17 protein-coding genes and 1 pseudogene are annotated in these 20,149 nt (G+C 23.8%); 2 read left to right on the top strand and 16 right to left on the bottom strand.

Going from position 1 to position 20,149, the window contains the following annotated elements; all coding sequences use genetic code 4:
• Positions 1-577: 577 nt before the first annotated feature.
• Complete coding sequence (locus EELLY_RS03020) at positions 578-1,030, bottom strand: hypothetical protein (protein ID WP_104205993.1); 453 nt, start codon at positions 1,028-1,030, stop codon at positions 578-580.
• A gap of 63 nt (positions 1,031-1,093) precedes the next feature.
• Positions 1,094-2,602: an ATP-binding cassette domain-containing protein gene (locus tag EELLY_RS03015; protein WP_181021051.1), complete on the bottom strand. Its 1,509-nt coding sequence runs from the start codon at positions 2,600-2,602 to the stop codon at positions 1,094-1,096.
• A gap of 358 nt (positions 2,603-2,960) precedes the next feature.
• On the opposite strand from EELLY_RS03015, the gene EELLY_RS03010 reads away from it, so the two are divergent.
• Together EELLY_RS03010 and EELLY_RS03005 are read left to right on the top strand one after the other, a co-directional pair.
• Complete coding sequence (locus EELLY_RS03010; RefSeq protein ID WP_104205991.1) at positions 2,961-3,692, top strand: hypothetical protein; 732 nt, start codon at positions 2,961-2,963, stop codon at positions 3,690-3,692.
• Between the two features lie 326 nt (positions 3,693-4,018).
• On the top strand, positions 4,019-4,864 hold the full coding sequence (locus EELLY_RS03005; protein WP_146063620.1) for a hypothetical protein: 846 nt from the start codon (positions 4,019-4,021) through the stop codon (positions 4,862-4,864).
• 15 nt (positions 4,865-4,879) lie between these two features.
• Here EELLY_RS03005 and deoC read toward each other — a convergent pair whose 3' ends face one another.
• The 14 genes and pseudogenes from deoC to EELLY_RS02935 all read right to left on the bottom strand — a co-directional run bounded on the left by deoC (position 4,880) and on the right by EELLY_RS02935 (position 20,123).
• Positions 4,880-5,542 carry a deoxyribose-phosphate aldolase gene (gene deoC, locus EELLY_RS03000; RefSeq protein ID WP_104205989.1) on the bottom strand — a complete coding sequence of 221 codons (663 nt, stop codon included), beginning with the start codon at positions 5,540-5,542 and terminating at the stop codon, positions 4,880-4,882.
• An 8-nt stretch (positions 5,543-5,550) separates the two neighbouring features.
• Positions 5,551-7,232: pseudogene (locus tag EELLY_RS02995) on the bottom strand (phospho-sugar mutase).
• Positions 7,233-7,454: 222 nt separating this feature from the next.
• Positions 7,455-7,679 carry a hypothetical protein gene (locus EELLY_RS02990; protein WP_104205988.1) on the bottom strand — a complete coding sequence of 75 codons (225 nt, stop codon included), beginning with the start codon at positions 7,677-7,679 and terminating at the stop codon, positions 7,455-7,457.
• A gap of 359 nt (positions 7,680-8,038) precedes the next feature.
• Complete coding sequence (locus EELLY_RS02985; protein WP_104205987.1) at positions 8,039-8,317, bottom strand: hypothetical protein; 279 nt, start codon at positions 8,315-8,317, stop codon at positions 8,039-8,041.
• Positions 8,318-8,462: 145 nt separating this feature from the next.
• Positions 8,463-8,831: a hypothetical protein gene (locus tag EELLY_RS02980; protein WP_104205986.1), complete on the bottom strand. Its 369-nt coding sequence runs from the start codon at positions 8,829-8,831 to the stop codon at positions 8,463-8,465.
• Between the two features lie 47 nt (positions 8,832-8,878).
• A complete protein-coding gene (locus EELLY_RS02975) occupies positions 8,879-9,304 on the bottom strand; it encodes an IS3 family transposase (protein WP_104205985.1) in 426 nt (141 codons plus the stop codon).
• Positions 9,304-9,579, bottom strand: a complete 276-nt coding sequence (locus EELLY_RS02970) for a hypothetical protein (RefSeq protein ID WP_104205984.1) — start codon at positions 9,577-9,579, stop codon at positions 9,304-9,306. The genes EELLY_RS02975 and EELLY_RS02970 overlap by 1 nt, the downstream gene beginning before the upstream one ends.
• 248 nt (positions 9,580-9,827) lie before the next feature.
• Positions 9,828-11,438: an ATP-binding cassette domain-containing protein gene (locus tag EELLY_RS02965; protein WP_104205983.1), complete on the bottom strand. Its 1,611-nt coding sequence runs from the start codon at positions 11,436-11,438 to the stop codon at positions 9,828-9,830.
• A 328-nt stretch (positions 11,439-11,766) separates the two neighbouring features.
• On the bottom strand, positions 11,767-13,323 hold the full coding sequence (locus EELLY_RS02960) for an ATP-binding cassette domain-containing protein (protein ID WP_104205982.1): 1,557 nt from the start codon (positions 13,321-13,323) through the stop codon (positions 11,767-11,769).
• An 11-nt stretch (positions 13,324-13,334) separates the two neighbouring features.
• Positions 13,335-14,939 carry an ABC transporter ATP-binding protein gene (locus EELLY_RS02955; RefSeq protein ID WP_104205981.1) on the bottom strand — a complete coding sequence of 535 codons (1,605 nt, stop codon included), beginning with the start codon at positions 14,937-14,939 and terminating at the stop codon, positions 13,335-13,337.
• Between the two features lie 154 nt (positions 14,940-15,093).
• Positions 15,094-16,878, bottom strand: coding sequence for a protein kinase domain-containing protein (locus EELLY_RS02950; protein ID WP_104205980.1), 1,785 nt, complete (start codon positions 16,876-16,878; stop codon positions 15,094-15,096).
• Positions 16,869-17,432, bottom strand: a complete 564-nt coding sequence (locus tag EELLY_RS02945) for a class III lanthionine synthetase LanKC N-terminal domain-containing protein (RefSeq protein ID WP_104205979.1) — start codon at positions 17,430-17,432, stop codon at positions 16,869-16,871. Before EELLY_RS02945 ends, EELLY_RS02950 begins: the two co-directional genes overlap by 10 nt.
• A 941-nt stretch (positions 17,433-18,373) precedes the next feature.
• A complete protein-coding gene (gene deoD / locus EELLY_RS02940) occupies positions 18,374-19,081 on the bottom strand; it encodes a purine-nucleoside phosphorylase (RefSeq protein WP_104205978.1) in 708 nt (235 codons plus the stop codon).
• A gap of 238 nt (positions 19,082-19,319) precedes the next feature.
• Positions 19,320-20,123 carry a pyrroline-5-carboxylate reductase family protein gene (locus EELLY_RS02935; protein WP_104205977.1) on the bottom strand — a complete coding sequence of 268 codons (804 nt, stop codon included), beginning with the start codon at positions 20,121-20,123 and terminating at the stop codon, positions 19,320-19,322.
• Positions 20,124-20,149: the final 26 nt, after the last annotated feature.

Below are 20,149 nucleotides of genomic sequence, written 5' to 3'. Positions count from 1 at the left end.
CACTTTTTATTGTATTCATTTTTCCCATTACAATATTGTTTAAACAAATTTATATCTTCAGTTTAAAGTTTTTTATTTTTTCATATTTACCTTACATAGTGTATTTCAAATTCATTACTCTATCTACAGTTTTTTTATCTTTGCTAAAACTTCAAAAATAATCCAATCCAGTGTTTACTTCTTTTTTCTGAATCATATTTTAACTTATAATTTCTTCAGAAAATCGTTTAGTTTAATTGACATAGATATACAACATATATAGAAAAACCTTACACTATTGAATATTTAAATGGTCACAAAAAGGGTTTGGTATGTATACAAAATTAAACTACAGCATATTCGTGTCAATTAAAAAATGAAAAATTGTGGGTTATCTACTTTCCTAGACCCCACAACTTTTATTTATACTTACTTTTTGGGGTTCACTCTAGAATTATTGTCTTAAAATCATTTTTATTTAGATAATAAATTCTTTGATTTTTTGGAGTAATTACAACTTCATCCTTATTGGATAATACAAAAATATCTTTAAATTTATAATCATTTAAATTTAAATCAGCATTGATTAAAAATAAATTTAAATCTTTTTTTGAAATATTTGCGAAGAATTTTCTAAAAAATATTTATCAATAATTTCTGTAGTAATATTATAATTTCGGTAACTAATTTTATTACGATTTTTAAAATCAAAAACTTGTTTCATAAATTGATTCTTAAATAAAGGCTTTTCGATGATTTGATAAAAAAAGTTATCTTGAGTTAATAAAGCAGTCGTTTTATTTATAAAATCTAAATAGATATGAATTTCTAGAGGCATGTAGCCAGTTCTTATAATTTCACATTGCAAATCTTTATCTATCTTGGTCAAAAATTTCAAAGCCCGATTTCAATTAACCGGAATAAAAGCAGTCTTCAAATATTTATCTGGAATATTTGAAAATATTTCATCACCAACTAAAAAAAGTAATTGTTCTTTAACAATCACTTCTTTAATTTCAATTAAAATATTTTGTTTATCAAAATAATACATAATAATATTTTAACAAACTAGTTGTTATTTAAAACCTTAATAATTTTAAGATCAATATTGTTTTTAAATTTTAAGATGATTGAAATCAATGATTTGATCAAACTCATTAATTAATTTATCATCTAACTTGTGAGAAACAATTATTACAGTTTTATCAATTGATAATAAGTACTCTAAAATAGTGCCTGTATTTCTAACATCAAGTGAACTGGTGGGCTCGTCAAAAATTAAGATGTCTCGATTAGTATTAATCGCTTGAGCTAATAATATTTTTTGTTTTTCTCCTCCAGATAAATTAATAATTTGGCTTTGAAGATTATATTCGGGATGAAAGTTCAGTTTGTCTAAAATATTTTTAATTTTTAATTCATTAACCTCTTCATTTCATAAAGTAATATTATTAAGAATCGTATCTTCAAAAAGGTGAGGGAATTGTTCAGAATAATATATTGAATTATAAAGTGTCTCATCACTTAATGAATGGTAGTTCTTATTATTTAACAAAATGTCCCCGTCATAATTTTGATTTATTTTTACCAAACTTTTTAAGAAAGTTGTCTTACCACATCCACTATGACCAATAATTAAAATCTTTTGATTATTTTTAATTTCAAATCTTAAATTTTTTAATAATTCGATACCTTCAATTGTTAATGCAAAATTTTTTAATTGCAGTTTTTGAAAACTTAATTTCAATGGTTTATTTGTAATATATTGTTGTTCTAATTTAAATTTATTAGCAATTTTTTTACCAGCAATTAAATGGAATAATCCACGAAATGTTGCTTGTGAATCATAAGTAAATGTTGCTGAAAACTGTGTAATAGCAATGACTGATCCAGCTGTTATATTACCTTTATATAGAAGCCAACCACAAAAAATTAAAATCATGACCGATGAAATTGTTGATACCGAATAAATTGCTTCAGATTGTAAAACTTGATTAAAACTATTTTTCTTGATTTTATTTTCAATTAATTCACTTTCCTCATTATTTTTACGGATAAATTTAAAAAGCATTAAATTTTGTCAAAAAAGCGAAAATCCGTTAATTAAATCGGTTATTTTTGATAAAAAAACTTTATTTTGTTCACTAATAGCAATAGTGCTTTTATTAATCATTTTTTGAAATAAACTCGATACTATAAAGATGATAATAGTAATAATAATTGTAGCCAAAAATAAAATTCAACTGTAAGCAGCCAAAAAACCAACCCCAATGATAACTCAAGTAAAGTTATAAATAAATTCTAGAATTTCATTTAAGTATGAATTTTCAATTTGTTCTACATCTGCTGATAATCATGAGACTGAAGGAATAAAGTTTTTATCTTGAGCGTATTCTCAAATAATTTTTTTAGCAATTTGCTGACGTAAATAATTTTTGTAAAGCATTTTGATTTTATTACTTACTAAATTAGTAATTAAATTAAACACTCGAGCAAATAACATTGTTATAATCAAAATTCCACAAAAAATTACTAATTGTTGATAATTTTTATCTTGAGATATATCAATAATTTTTTGTTCACAAACAATTAAAATAGCATAACAAAGTAAATGAATTGCCATTGTTTTACAAAACATTAATATATTATATTTAATTTTTTTATATATTCTCCTTGGATTTTATAACCAAGTTATTAAAAAAATACTACTAAATAGTAGTTAATGGTAAAAAACAATATTCTCTGATTTAATAAAATGGTTATTAGTTAGTTGATTTAAAAAGATAGTTAACAATAACTTTGACTATAGTTGTTTGGATCAAACACTACCTCCTTATTTTGAATAAATGTATCAAAATATATTCCTTTATTATTAATATTTGTGTTTTTTATTTTATATAGTGTTAAAATAAAATTATAGCAAATAATACTCTTAAAAACTAAAATTTATAAAAATTATTTTAAGAAATATGGAGGTAATTATGTTATCAATTTTAAGTTTAATTGGAGCTTTAGGGTTTATAGTGAGTGGTCCGGCTTCTATTTCACATTCTATAGTTAATAAAACACAATTTAAAAAATACGAATTAGAGATTATTGATTTATTTAAAAAAGATCAGGAAATAATTTATAAAAATATTAATTTATTTTCTTCCATTAATAATAATGATATTAAATCATTTTTGATTGAAGAAAATGAAAGTGTAATTTTTGACTTAAATAAATTAGAAAAAAGAGGATTCAATCAAGAATCTTTGAGTTTTCTTTTTAGAAGAAGCTTTAAAAACACAACCTTAAAGGGTTTAGAAAACAAAGGAATGTTTGAAGAAAAACATTACAATGTTAATACAAATAATTTATTTTTGGAAAATAGAATTATTGGACAAAAGGAAATTGCATTTAGTGGTCCCAATCATTGATATGAGTATTTAATTGGATATTGAAAGATTCATTTTAATAATGAAATGTCAATTGAATTATCAAAAGGAAATTTTTTAAGCACTCTCTCAGAATTGTCGGGTGTTTTAGCTGATGGGATGGCGAATATTCCTTATATTGCTACTGGCGCAACTGCTGTTTCTTTATTGGCGGGCATTTTAGCTACTTTAGGTTCATCAATATTTGAAAGCGGAAACAAAGGCAATGGAATATATATTAGATTTGCATTTCTTATTCCTACAGGTTGGGGACCAAGTGATAAAAAATGAAATTAATATATATGTGTCAAAGTTAGAAGAAAGGAAAAAAGGAAAAAATGAAAAAAGGGATATCAATTTTAGGTTCTTCTTGAATTTCGTTATTACTGAATTTAACTATAATAGATTTTTTTTGAATGATATTTTTAATTTTTAATTTTGAGCAATTTCATTCAATGTTTTTTATTTCTTTATTTGTATCGATTATTTATTTAGTTGTTCTAAGTGCATATATTATTTTATTTATTTTACATAACCAAAAAAAAATTACGCTAAAATGGATTAAGTTTCTCTTTCCATCTAAAGTACCTCAAAAAACCAAAAATTTAGGATGGTTAAATTTTTTGAATTGAATATGATCATTTTTATTATTATCCTTAGGGATATTATTCTTCGCTCTTTTCAAAGAAGGAGCAACTGTTTTATTAGGGTTGTCATTTATATACTTCTTTTTTGGTGCTTTGGCTTTCGTTTGCCCAATTTTAGTGTTCTTATTTTATTATTCAAATAATAATTTGCAAAAATACAATGTTTATTTTGCATTATTTGGTCTAGGATTTAGTTCTATTTATGGTTTTTATGAATTGTTAAATCATAGATCATATTCAGAAAACGCAGTTAATAATATTCAAAATAACACCAAAGGTATTTCAGTAATAGGAAGTATTTGAATCGGCTTTGTAGCTAATGTTTTAATAGCATCTCCATTTCAAATTGTGGCTGGAATTTTAGAAAATAAAAATTGATTATTTATTTTAGGAATTTGTTCATTGGTTTTATCTTGTCTTTATTTAATTTTATTTATTTTAACTAAAAAAAATATTATCCATAAGCATTTCATCAATTTTTTTGTTCCACAACAAAAATCTAGAGTTAAACATGATCTATTTTATTTATTGTTAATTAATATAATTTATTTAGTTAGTTTTTTAATAACTTTTATTCTTTCAGTATTTCTTAAACAAAATTGAAGTTGGGAAAGTAATATGATTTGATTTTACTTTAATGTTGTCATTATCATTATGTCTGTAATCAGCTCGTCATGTATTTTATTAATTTGATATCAATATGATCAATGAATACCTTATATTAAATATATAGCTTTATTCAATCCTTTTTTTGGAATCATTTATGGGATTTATGAAATTTATAATCATAATATAGATAACGATGGTGAAATAAAATTATAAAAAAATACTAGTAATCTAGTATCCTTTTTGATGTTCTTCACCTTTAATAATAGCTACACCACCACTAGTTCCTAAACGTGTTGCGCCATTTTCAATCATCTGAATTGCATCCTGATAAGTTCTAACCCCACCAGCTGCTTTAACTTGAGCATTATTTCCAACTGTTTCTTTCATTAGTTTTACATCTTCAAAGGTTGCTCCTGAAGTTGAAAAACCAGTTGAAGTTTTAACAAAATCCAGCTTTGCTTCAACAGCTAATTCACACGCTTTGATAATTTGATCTTTGGTTAATAAACAATTTTCCATTATACATTTTACAATTTGTTTTCCAGCAGCGTTTTTAACTGCTTTCATATCATTCAATACAGTTTCATAATCACCATCGATTAAAGCACCGATGTTAACAACCATATCAATTTCTGTTGCTCCATTTTTAATTGCATTTTTGGTTTCAAATGCTTTAACTTCGCTTGAACTAGCACCTAATGGAAAACCAATCACATTAGTTATTCCAATATTTGAACCAATCAAAATCTTTTGTGCTAATGGAGTTCAATATTCATTAACGTAAACTGTAGCAAAATCGTATTCGATTGCCTCATGACACAACTTGATAATTTCAGATTCAGTTGCATCAGATTTTAATAAAGTATGATCAATACATTTATTTAATTTCATTTTTTCCTTTAAATTTTCAATAATATTTTTAATTCTTGATAAATTCTTTCAACTTTAGTTTGTGCTAGTTTTTCATTGCTATCAACCCCAACAAAATAAATTTTTAATTTGGGTTCAGTTCCACTTGGGCGAACTGCAAATCATGAATTATCATCTAGATAAAATTTCAACAAATCTTGTCCAGGCATATTATATAAACCATTAATATAATCTTCAGTATTGATAACCTCTAATCCAGCAATTTTTTTAATTCCATTTGTTCTTAATTACTTCATTAATGGTTCAATTTTCACAGTCTTTTCTTCAAGTTTAAAATTAAGGTTTGCAGTATAGGTAAAGTAATATCCATACTTTAGATATAACTGATCAAGATAATCTATCAAAGTTAAACCCTTTTCTTTATAATACCAACAAGCTTCAGCAATCATGATTGAAGCTTGAATACCATCTTTATCACGAGTTGAATCATCAATGACATATCCATATGATTCTTCATAAGCAAAAACAAAATTCAAACCGTTCTCGTTTTCTTTAGCAATTTCACGACCCATTCATTTAAAACCAGTTAATGTTTTAATGATTTTAACTCCATATCCTTCACTAGCAATACGATCTCCTAAATCACTAGTCACAAAACTTGAATATAAAGCAGGATTATTTGGGATTTTATCAAGACGTTTTAGATTTGCTAATTTTCAATCAATTAAAAGCGGACCAGTTTGATTACCATCTAAACGAATAAATTCTTTATTTGCTTTAACTGCAATTCCAATTCGATCAGCATCAGGATCATTTAAAATAATTAAGTCCGCATCATGTTTATAACCATATTCAAGCGGAATTTTTCAAGCGGGATCAAATTCAGGGTTGTGATTTATTACATTTTTAAAGGTTTCATCTTCAAATGCATGTTCAGCAACTTCAATTACCTCATACCCACATTGGCGCAGAATAACTGGTGTAAACTCTGTACCAGTTCCGTTGACTGCAGAAAAAACAATTTTAACTTTGGCTTTTGCAACTTCTTTCTTCGGATAAAATTCTAAATTATAAATCATTGCAAAATAGTCTGTGATAACTTTTTGTGGCACAACCTTAATATAATCTGGTGATGGTTTAAATTGGTAATTAAGAATTTCTTGAATTTCTCCCATTTCATTTGCCAAGTAATCAGTATCAACTTCTTCTAATTGACAACCAACCGGATCATAAATTTTATAACCGTTATATTCTGCTGGGTTATGAGAAGCGGTAATAACAATTCCACCAATACAGTTTAATGCTTTAGTTGCAAAAGATACAACTGGAGTGGGTTTCATATCATTATTTTCAAATAAATATGCAGTGATATTATAACTGCTTAAAATTTCAGCAACTAGTTGAGCAAATTGCTTTAAATTGTGGCGATTATCATGACCAATACATACCCCACCTTCTAAACGATTTGAATACTTATTTTTTAATAGTTTGATAAATGCTAAAGTAACTTTTTAATAGTATAAGAATTAAATCGGCCAGGACCAGGACCTGAAATTCCTCTAATTCCTGCAGTTCCAAATTCTAGTTGAAAATTGAAAGCAGCATTTAATTCAACATCAGAGGCATTATTTAATAGAATTTTTAATTCTGGATCTAAATCAGTTTGGGTAATTCACTCTTGATAATTTAAATTATTTTTATCAAAATTCATTTCTACTCCTTTTAATTTTTTAATTATTTTTATTATATCATTTACATAGCTTAATGATAACTTGGGTAAGTCGTTAAATCGACTCATTCAACCCACTAATTATTAATCAAATAGTAACTTTACAGTAAAAAATTAATAATTTTTGTTATAATTTTATTGACTATTATTCACTACTTGCTTGTTTGTCAATAGGTAAATAGAAATGTCCCAAAAAAAGTTAAATTAAATACTAAATTTAAGAGTGGAAGATTGTTCTTTCCACTTTTTTTGATAATAAATTCAGTTTGAATTTTTTCATTTATTGCTAGTTGTTTTAGTTTTATTAATTTTTGACACTTCAATATTTATATTTTCTAACCCAAATTTTTCTTTGTCAATTTCTATTAATGAATAAAAGTTTGTGTAATAGTTTGCAAATATTTCACCAGTGAAAGCTTTAACAATCATTACTTCTTGCTTTTTAGCTAAATTAACTCTTGTGCCACTTTTATCAAAAGTTGCATAATTTTATTCTCAAACTTAATGGTTGAACCATTTAAAACCTTTCTGCTATAGTGAGTCGAAAGAGCAAAATCCATATCAACTTCATGGGCTTCTCAAGGCACAAATAAATTTTTTGTTTCGTCTATTTTAAAGGTATACTTTGCATTATAATTTTGAATGAATTCTTTGATTCATTCGTTAGCTGAATTGATATCGTTTATACAAGCTAATCTTAACTCTTGAGGAATGCGCTTTTGAAAGCTTCCTCATAGTCTTTCAATCTTACCTTTTGTTTGAGCTACTGATGTACAAGTTAAAATTATTTATAATTGATTACACATAAATCCATATTGTGTGTTCGCATCATTTTTATCTGTGTTTTTCTTAGTTGAATAAAAGACTGTTCTTTTGTCTGTAAGCACTTCTTTTCATGTTCTATAGTTCTCAAACATTTGTTTTGTAGCCCTATAATAGCCGTTTAAAGTTTCTTGTTTATCAAAATAAGCAGAAAGTACTATTGCAGTTGAATCGTCAATAAAAGCATGTAGTGCTCACTTTTCCTTTTCAATTCAATTATGAATAGAACATCTGTTTGTACACATTCACCAAAAAAATTTTTCTTGGTTGTAAAGGATGAGCAGATTTGGAGTCTAAAATGCTCTCATTTAAAAATTGTTTAAAATCCTGTTGGTCAACGCTTTTATCTTCCATAATTTTCTTGGCCATTTTCTTTCTAGTTGAACGGTGTTAAAAAGGTGAAATAATATACTGTTTTTCAAGAATAAAAATTAATGTTTTATAAGAAATCTTAATATCGTGATCTTGAATTAATTTTTCTCAAAAATGTATATAACTAAAATCATAGTAAATTTCATATCTTAGTTTTAAAATTTTGTCAACTACAACTTTATGTGTTGCTTGATTAGATTTTTTATTACAGTTTTTATGAATAAAACCTTTTATACCATTTTGTTTATATCTTATTATTTTTCTATTGATCGTTCTTATTGTGCAATTAAGTATGATTGCTGCTTTTTGTTTTGTAACCTTGCCCTTCATTACTTGTTCAATAAATTCGAATGCATTTCTTTTGATATAGTTTACCTCTGTTCTCATTTCAACACCTCAAATATATTTTTAAGGCTTTAAGACATTTCTACTTTCTAATTCATTGAGACATTATCACTTACAATTCGACAGAATAAAACAGAAAATCTAGTTTTAACTTGATTAAATTTTCTTTGAATTAGATCTGGATGAACATTGATGTAACTTTGTAGAATTTTGTTAATTGAAGCTTTTTTAATCATTTTTCTAACGTAATGGGCGCGAATACCATAGGTATTCATTATTCTGAGAATCTTTTTATGATTAATAGTTATGCCTTTTCGTCTAAGGGCCTTATCTATTTCTCGATAGCCAAATTGTTTTAAATTTTCATCAAAAACCTTTTTAATTTCTTGTAAACAAATTTTATCCTTTTCATCAAAAACAAAATTTTTGTATTTATCTCAATAAGATCTTTTTAATGCTAAAACATCTAACATTAAAGATAATTTATAATTTTTAAGATTTTCTCTGATAAACATTACTTTGAACCTTCTTGGCTTTCCAAGAAGTCAATGAACTTTTTTAGAACTTCATACCTCTCTTTATAATTTTTTTCATCTTTTTTTCCGAAACCCTTTTTCTGTTTTACAATTGTTTCATGATTTTTATACTTATGCTTTCAAGTTTTTATAGTACCTGATGGTATTTGAAATTTTTGCGAGGTTGAATTAATTCCGTTTTTTTCGCGTTCTTTAAGAACCTCATTAATAAATTCAATTGTGTATTTATTATATTTTTGTCCTTTTTTTCCCATAGTAAAAGAACCCCTTTCTTTTAAAGTATTATACAAGTTTTATTTTGTACTTACTTTTCGGGGTTCAGTCTATTATATGCGTTGATTTTAGCATTATAATTGAGTTTTATTTTAACCGATTCTATATCTTTTATTTAAATATTATTTCAATTGATCCATCTGGACGAACAATAATTCTGTCAATTTCAAGCTTGGGTTGTTTTTGAGCGAAAAATATCATTTTTTATAGCCTCCTTTCAATACCAAAATTAAATTTGAATAACTTTATCGAACTTTGATTTATTTTCTTCTTCTATTGAGTGAGAAATAAATAAAATTGTTTTATCAGAATTTAAAATTATTTCTTCAATTAATCTGCGATTATCGATATCTAAATTAGCAGTTACTTCATCCAAAAATAATAACTCTTTATTTCTAAGTAAAACTCTTGCTAAAGATAATCTTTGCATTTCTCCAGACGAAATATTTTTATTTTCACTATTAATCATCGTATTTAAATCACTACCATTTTGTTCAAACCATTTAATCATGTTAGTTCTTTTTAAAGCGTTTAAAATATCATTTTCTTCAATATTTTCATCAAATAGCGTTAAGTTATTTTTAAGAGTATCATTAAAAAACAATGGGTGTTGATTAAGAAAATCAATGAATTGAAATAAAGATCTATCATTTATTTCATTATAATTTATTTTTTTATTATCATTAAAATAAATTTGTCCAGAAAAATCTTTTACTCTTTTCATTAAAATATTAAATATCGTTGATTTACCAGCTCCTGACTCTCCAATGATTAATATCTTTTCATTTTTTTTAATATCAAATGATAGATTATGAATTATTTCTTTATTTTCAATACTATAGTTTAAATTATTAATTTTTAAATTTTGAAAGTTTATTTTACTTATTTTAGCTTCTTTATTGTTAACATTAAATTTCTTTGCTAATTCAGTATGAGAAAAAAATGAGGTAAGATTCGTAATAATATTAGAAAATTGAATTACAAAAGAATATGATAGTGGTTCAATTGATAAGACCATTAATGGTCCACCCTTTATTATTCATTCATAAGATGAAGATAAAATAATAACAGCAACAATAACAGCAAATTTTACAAAGATAATAAAAGAGTGCATAAATAAAAGCAGTTTATTAACTGTTAGTGTTTGTTTTTGTTTGACATTCTCATAATTTAACCCAGTTGTAGTTATTAAACTTCTTAAAATATTACTTTTGTTACTTGCATAAAATTCTTCATAACCATTCATCAAATTTTCTGTTCTACTAATAAAATCAGCAGAAGAAAGTGAAGAATTAATAATATTTTTAGTAATTCTTTTTTTCATAAAATAAGGGACAACTAAAAATAATAAAGAAAAAAATATTGTAATCAATAATACTATTCAACTAATAAAAGCTAAGGCAATGAATGTGAAAATAATGCTAAAAAATGAATCTAAAAAAATAAGAAATAATGAATAAACTCCACTTTCAATATTTTCCACATCATTGTTAATTCAAGATAAGTATTCTCCTTTTTTATTTTCATTAAATTCTTGCAAATTATAAGAAAATATTTTTAAAATAACGATATTTATCAAATCGATTTTAATTTTTTTGCTTAAATCAGTTTTTACAATTGTATTAATATAACTACAAAATGCTGATAATAAGAATAGTGTTATAGTAAATAAGGATAGATAACCTGCCCTTGTAAAATCTGAAATAGGTGGTACAGCATTTTTTAGCACCATCCCTAAAGAATATGTTGATAAAACGACACTAATATTTTGAATAATACTTAAAGTAATATAAATAGCTAAATGCCCTTTATGATTTTTGAAAAGAATTATTTTCTTCATTTTATTCCTCCATATCTAATTTTTACAATATTATCATAATTTCAAATAAAATGAGTAATAATAATAAATAAGTGGCGATAAATATTCTTTTTTGCCTTTTTAATTAGTGCATTAATTAAATTAACGAAGATAAAAAATGGTGAAAATATAAGATTGTTTTATTAAGTTAAGTTGAGGATTTATTCAGGTGAAATTGATGTTGGTCATCACAGTCATGCTTCAAAGTTTTGTCAAGCTTCTAAAAAATATGTTGAAAAATAAAAGCCAATGATGTCATTTAAAAACTTGAGAAAAACAGACAGTTCGCTCAAGTTTTTTGCATTTGAAATTATATTGTGATTATTTGATTAATTTTACTTTGATTTTCTTTGCTTAAATTATGACTTATCATAACAACAATTTTATCTTTTTGATTTAAAATGATATTTTCAATAATATATTTATTTTCTTTGTCAAGATTAGAAGTAGTTTCATCAATCAATCATATTTGACGATTTAAATATAATGCTCTAGCTAAACCAATTCGTTGTTTTTGACCACCAGAAATTTTATCACTATCCCCACCAATAATTGTGCTGTGATCAAAATTAGCAATAGAATCCAATTGAATTAATTTTAAAATTGCATTAATTCTGTCTATATCGTAATGATCGCTCAAAGCTATATTAAAACCAACAGTATCATCAAATAAGTATGTATTTTGTTCGACATAACTGATGTGATTTTTAAAATCATATAGATTTTTATTATCAATGATTTGATTGTTAACTGAAATGACTCCTTGATTAATATTTTTAAAACCAACAATTGTTTTTATTAGTGTGGTTTTTCCAGCCCCTGATTTTCCGCTCAATAAATATTTTTGGTTAGCTTTAAAATCACATGATAAATTGTTAATAATTGGTTTTTCATTATAACTAATACTAATACCTTGCAAACTAACTTCTTCAACCTTTTTAAATTGATTACCACTAGAAATATTCAACTCATTTTCTAAATTGAATTTTCGATTAATTGAATTAGTTGAAAACAAGTTAGCTGTTGATTCAAAAACTCCAATTAACTCATTATTGAAATTAGTAAAAATTGGAATGACAGCAATAAATTCTGCAGCAGTTATTTGTTTTGAATATAATAAATAAGCATTTAAAATTAAACATATACATCAACTTAAGCGATTATTTAACCCAAAAGGAATTGACCATTTAAATTGTTTACAAATAAATTTAGCGTGGTTTGTTTCAAATTCATCATTAAAATTATCTAATTTTTTTTGAAATATTTTGATTTTAGAATTAGAAAACATTAATTGGAAGCCTTTTAATAAGTTATTTAATTTATGAACATAGCTAGCATTATTAAGTGATATTTTTTCAACTCACCTCATTAACATTGTTCCTGCATAAATTGAAATAAGTAAAGTAATTATGCTAAACCCAAAACTAGCTCCAAATAAAATTGGGGAGATATAAATTAACATCCCTGCTGCTACAAGAATAGTTATTGTATTTTCAATTAATACAAAATAAATAGAATATCGAATTCTTATCATTTTCGCATCATTCATAAAATTAGATTTATATTCATTGAATTTCATATCTTCAAAATCTTGAAATGAATGATTAACTATATAAGTGGTAATTTTACTTTTATAATTTAGCATCATTAATTTTAAACATTTATTTTTTAAATAGTCTTGCAGAATTTTAGAAGATAACCACACAATTCATAAAATTGGATAAATTGCTAAAATTAAAACTGTTTTTATCAAATCAGAGTTTGTTTTACCTAAAAAAGAAATGATAAATGATAAAAATAAATATACTGTACTTTGAAAAATAATAAGTAAAGCAGTAAAAAATACTAATATTTTAAATTTTTTCATAAATTTCCTTTCTAATTGGTATTTAGTTTAATTTCATGGTCCAAATATTGATAATTTTCTTTTAATAAATCGTGGCTAATCATAATAATCATTTTATTTCTTTGAGTTAAAATAATCTTTTCAATTATCTCTTTATTTAATTTATCTAAATTTGAGGTGTTTTCATCAATTATTCAAATGGGTTTATCAGTATACAAAGCTCTTGCTAAACCAATTCGCTGTTTTTCACCCCCAGATAACTTATCATTTTCTCCACCTAAATTGATTTGATCATTTTTAGCAGTAATTTTTAGTTGTGGTAATTTGATTAAATCGAGAATTTGATTAATTTTGTTTACATCATATTCTTCATCTAAAGCAATATTAAAAGCCACTGAATCATCAAAAAGATAGGTATTTTGATCAATATATGCTATTTGGTTTTTTAAATTTGGTAAGTTTTTATCATCTATGGTTTTGCCATTGATTTTAATGTTACCCTCACTTATTTGAGTTAATTGAATTAGACTTTTAACTAATGTACTTTTGCCTGTTCCACTAGGCCCACTTAATAAATATTTTTGATTAAGTTCAAATTTTTGATTAAAGTTTTTAATAACAACTTTATCACCATATTTTATTTGAACGTTTTCAAATTCAATCGTTTGAACTTGTTCGGATTCAAAGTTAAACTCAAGATTATGATTTTTATCATTATATTTATTAAAAATATTTTTAGTTGAATTAAAAACTGCCAAATTTTGTAAAAAACTTACAATTGAATTAATTAAATTTATCGATAATGAACTTATTGCGATACTTTCACCTAAAGTTATGATATTTTTTATTCAAAGATAAATAGTTATAATTGTTATTAATATTGTTGAAAAATAATTACCTAACTTTAAAAGTGTATTTAAAATATTTTTTTGATATTGATTAGTAAAATCCTTAGTTTCATAATCTGTATTAACTTTATTCATTTTATCTTTGAATAAATTGATTAAATTATTTCCAAAAATAATCTGATACCCATGAAGAATAGAATTTAAATTTTTATTATATAAATGATTATTTTGAGAAAAATTTTCCTGGTTTTTTCTTAGTTTTTTATTTCAAAAATTATAATTTAAAAAAATAAGTAAACTAATAACCACTACAATTAAAACAACTCACAAATAAATAAAATCTTTTTTAGTTAAAATATTATAGATGATAATCCCAATGGCTGTGATCATTTCAATTGATAAACTAAAAAAATTGATTGCTATGGCGTATCGGTTTTCTCTAATGATTTCAGCATCATTAAGAAAAACAGCTTCAAAATCTTGGACTTTATCAGTTCTTAATAATTCAGTAGAATTATTTACTAAATAATGATTTATTCTCATTTTGTAATTAAAAATTAAACGTTTTCATAATCTTTGCTGAAAGTAACCGTTCATCATCGTAAAAAAGTAATAAATTAAAGTAAGAGCTACTATAATGGATAGAATAATTATAATTTGAACAAATGGAGTTTCTTTTTCTAAAGAATTGCCAATAAAAGAAGTTGAATATGATGAAATCACCATCAAAAAACCTTCACAAAAAGCTAAAAAAATAACAAATGATAAAATAACTTTATATTTTTTCATAATAATCTTCCTTTTAAAGTATTATAGACTTTAAAAAAATAAAATGTTGGAAATCTATTATTAAATAGATTTTTTGCAGTTTTAAAACATAAACAGCATACTACATTTTACAAAATCATCAAAATATAATACCCTTCAACAACTGCTACTTATTTTATATTTTTAATTCTATTTTTATAAAAATTAATATCATTTTCAAAGAAAATAAAACTCCTAAAGTTCCGAATGAAAAATCATTAGAATAAACTGATTTATCTTTATTTAAAAAATAAATAAAATTTTTATTCTTTATCTCCATTAATTCAATTTCTTTGATAATTTTAATTAAATAATCAGTATTATTATTTTTGTTTAATATTGTGTTTGCTAATGCAAAACCCGCTAAGCCATTCGATAAAGAACTTGAATTTGAATTTATAATGAAAGAACATTTTAAAATTTGATCAAACTTTGTCTTATTATTTTCAATTATTTTTGAAGGAAAGAAATTAAAATTTAAAACGAAACCTGACATACCTTCAAAAAGTCCCGGTTTTAAATATAAACCGTCTCTAATAAGATAGAGATGGTTGTATTTTACTGTCTTCTGCAAAATAATATCTACATATATTTCAATATATTTAAATACCTGTTTTTTTGGTTCTATTTTATAATATAAATTTAAAAACATCATTTTTAAATAAAATAAATGATTTATTTTAATATTATTTTCGTGATTTTGACTTTGATTGAAAAACACAATTTTATCAAAACTTTCAAATATTCAATTTTTTAAAAAATTTGTGTTTTCTTTTATTTTTAAATAATGAAAGCATAATATGCAACCAAGTAAAAGAATATCTTTTTCAGAAGATACACTTATTATTTTTTTTATGCTGCATTTTTCATATTTTTCTAAAAAATTTATGTTACTAAATAAAAAATTTTTATTTATAGAGAAGTTATTAGTTATTTTTAATATAATGTCGAAAACATTTTCCTCTTTTTGTATATTGAGATTGCCTGTAATTGCTTTAAATAAGAGAGTGTGTCTTTTATTTAAAGTAGTGAGTTTTATGTTTTTTTCATAAAATTCAATTTTATTTTGAAGTAAGTAAAAAATATCCATATTTTGTAATTCTTCTTCTAAAATCTTATGTACTTTTTTTAATTTTGCTTTAGATTTAATAACCAAATTTAATATTATTTTTTGAATATTTTTTGAAAAATCAAAATCATTGATTATATCTGAAATTATTTTTTTAGAAGAAGATTTATTTTTTAAATATGAACTCTTATTTTTAAACATATTAACGAATATGCAACCCAACGAATACAAATCTCTATTGTTTTTATTCAAGCCAATTTTGTAATTAGAATAATTACCGTATATTGTGAAATGTTTTTTCTTTTCATTTTTAAAATATGCATGGTCAAAATCTATTAGATAAACATTATTTTTACTGTTTAATAAAATATTTTCAAGACTAAAATCTCCATGAAATATTTTATTTTTGCGCATTTCTTGATAAATTAAAAAAATTTGAAGAAAAATTTGAAGAGCAAATTTTTTATAATTATATGTGTCGATATATAAAATTGAATTAAAGTTTTTAAAAAAACAGTTTCTGTGATTTATAACATTACTTAATTTTTTGGCTTCAATGTATTCTTCAACTATAAAGAAATTTTCTCATTCTCAAAAATAATCAATTAATTTAGGAATTGCAGTCAAATTTTTAATTTTTTCTCTTATTTTTATTGAATTTTTGGCGAAGAAAATAGAATCACGATTGTTAGAATCAATATTAGTATATGGTCTGTATTCCTTTACAATAATTTTTTGATTATTAAACTCGCCTAAATATATATTCCCCGTACTTGACTTATGTAAAATTGAAATAATTTTATAAAGTTTATTGATTTTTTTGAATTCGTATTTATTGTATTTTAAAAACAACTCATCAAGAGCTTTTTATCTTTTTCAAATACTTTGTAATAATTTTCAGAATTTAATAGTATTTTATTTTTTTTATAATAAAAATAAGGATCTCCAAATTCATTTAATAAAATTCTTGGATAAATAGCTCCAAATCTATAATATATTACTTTAGAATCTTTATATCTTTTGTCTGTATAAATGTATGGTCCATTAGCCTTTTTAGAATCTATTAAGATATAAATATTTTCAATGTTATTAATAAAAGATTTTTTTGAATTGAAATAAATAGTTATAAATTTTCCTAATTGCTCTTGCCTACTTTTTTTACTTAATGAATTTAAGAGAATTTCTGAATTTTTTAAAATTTTAAAATTTAATGAATTAATTTTACAATATCGAATTATTGTCTCACATAAATAATTTGAAGATAAAATATCACTAGAAATATGAATTTTTCATCCCATTATTATATTTTTTTTATCATCAATACAGCAAGATTTAAAGTAAAATAAATCTTCCGTATAATTTATATTAAATTTATTTAAAATTTTTTCATAAGAATGTGTTTTCATAAATTCCTTTTTTATATTTTATACCATAATATGAATTATATTTTAAAAAGTATTATAATATCTACTAAGAAAGGGGGGATAATATGAATAATGTTCTTGATTTAAATAATTATGAGTTTTTTAACGGTATTGATCCTAATAACTCTTTAATTCAAACTGATATCGAAAGTTTCTGAATTTCTCTTAAATGTACAGTGATATGTAATATACCCAGAGAATCAGAAAAATCAGAATAATTTAGAATTATAAAAATTTTTAAATACTTTATTAATATTAATTATAATCATTACAACTGTAGAACTTATGTAATACTTAAATCATAAGATTTGCAGTTTGTCAATTTAAAAAAGTAGTTTAAATTATTGAAATACTAGAAAGCACTTCATAGTTTTATGGAGTGTTTTTTATTTTTATTCTTTTAAAGTTATAATAGTCTGTATATTAAAAATCTTTATTCCTAATAGATTCAAAGTTTTCAGTTTGAAAATTTTGCAATCATTCATTTTTTCAACTGCTAAAAAAAGTTTCACCTTAATCTCTCTTACTTTATTTTTTAATCTCACTATTTCATGATTTTTGTGCTCTAAAGAGTTTTTCTCGCAGCACAATTCTTTAATCTCATTATTTCGACCTTTCCTATTAGTAATTTTATAAATGTAGTTTTTTCTGTTTATTTTTTAATCTGAACACCATCTTCTAACAGTACAATAACGAAAAAATATTTTAATAGCCAACAATCTAAAAGTTAATTAAATCTTATAGCGATCATTAATAATTTGCATTTTTTCTTCAAAGGATTTAATATTTGATTTTTTACATTTAATATTGTCTATAAAAAAATCTCCTTTAGTTAAAATATTAGCAAGAATATATTTTTATTCTTGAAATACTATACTTAGGAGATTATATTCACACCAAAATTAATGGTTCTACAAATAAATTTATTTTAATTTTAAAACCGATTCTAAAGCTAATTCAACCATTCCCATAAAATTGTTTTGGCGATCATCAGCGCTTGTTTCTTTGTGTGTAATCAAGTTATCAGATACAGTTAGTAAACATGCTGCCATTTTTTTAGTTGTAATAGCATTTGTAAAGAGCGCAAATGATTCCATTTCAACAACATCAAGGTTATGTTTAATAGTGAACTCTAAAGAACTATCTTCTCTATAAAATACATCAGATGAATGAATTCTTCCAGATAATATTTTTTGACCTTTTTCTTCAGCTGTTTCATTGATAGTTTCAAATAAATTTCTTGAAGCTTCAATTACTTCACTATCAATACCTGCAGCAACTTTTGCATATGTGCTTTCACTATAAGCTTCTTTAACATTATAAATAGAATATAAATCAATATCAGCTTTATAACTTCCAGCAGATCCAATTCTTATAATTGCATCAACATCATAAAATTTATATAGTTCATAAGAATATATTCCAATGCTTGGGCAACCCATACCACTTCCCGCAACAGTTATTCTTATTCCTTTATAATATCCTGTATACATAAACATGTTTCTTACATCATTTACTAATCTGACATCTTGTAAAAATTTTTCAGCAATAACCTTAGCTCTTAATGGGTCTCCTGGCATAAGCACAAACTTTGCAATGTCTTCTTTTTTTGCTTTAATATGTGGTGTCATCTTTTCTCCTGTCTTTATATAATAAATTATGAATTAAAAAATAGAGTAATTATAAAAAATAATGAATTTTATTTTAGATCAATAATATATTTCTTAAAAACTAGCTTGATTTCCTACTTAGCAAGTTTTAAATCAAAATTTTAATAATAAAATTATCTTTTTTATTAAAATAAATTTACCTGTTATCCGCCTAATTTTATTGGTCTGTATATTCATTTATTTAAAACCTTAAAATGTTTTATAATTTTTTTGCTTTTTGATCAGCTGCTTTTAAAGCTTTTTTAACTATTTTTTCAAATTTTTCACTATCAAGTATTTTTTGACCTTCAATTGTTGAACCACCAGGAACACAAATCTGATCTATTTTCTTTCTTAAATCTAATTTGGGATCAGATACATTTAAAATACTTCCTATAATAGTTTGTTTAATTATTTCAAAAGATTGTTCTTTTGAAAAACCATTTTCAGTTGCATATTCTGTCATAGCTTTATAAAAAGATATCACATAAGATGGCGAACAACCAGAAATCGCTGTGAAAGTACCAAACTTATTTTCATCAATAATTTCTACTATTCCACAATTTTTAAATAAATTTTTTGCAAATTCTAATTGATCTGCAGAAGCATTGTTTGTAGCCAATGCAGTAACTGATTTTTGAATTGAAGCATTCATATTTGGCATCATTCTTATTATGCTAATTGTTTTACTTTTTTGAAAACTTTTTTGTAAATCTGATATTGAAACTGCATTGGCCATGCAAATAACTGTTATATTTGCCAAATTTAGATTATCGATTTGTTCACAAAGCTCTTTTACATCAATTGGTCTAACCCCAATTACTATACAATTAATTTGAAGTTTTTTAATATCTGATATTTCAGATATAGATTTAAGATTTGAAATTTCATTTAAAGCTTTTTGTTGCACCTCTTTAATTGCATCAAATCCATAAACTTCTATATCTTCTTTGTTATTTTGCAAAACACCCTTAACTAGTGAAGCACCCATATGCCCTAGCCCAATAAATAAAACTTTTTCCATAAAATCCTCTTTCTTCTTTTCTTTTA

This window comes from Entomoplasma ellychniae, from assembly GCF_002930155.1.
Taxonomy (GTDB): Bacteria; Bacillota_I; Bacilli_A; order Mycoplasmatales; family Mycoplasmataceae; genus Entomoplasma; species Entomoplasma ellychniae.
The sequence above is the reverse complement of the archived record's forward strand: the minus strand, read 5'-3'. Positions and strand labels throughout refer to the sequence as shown.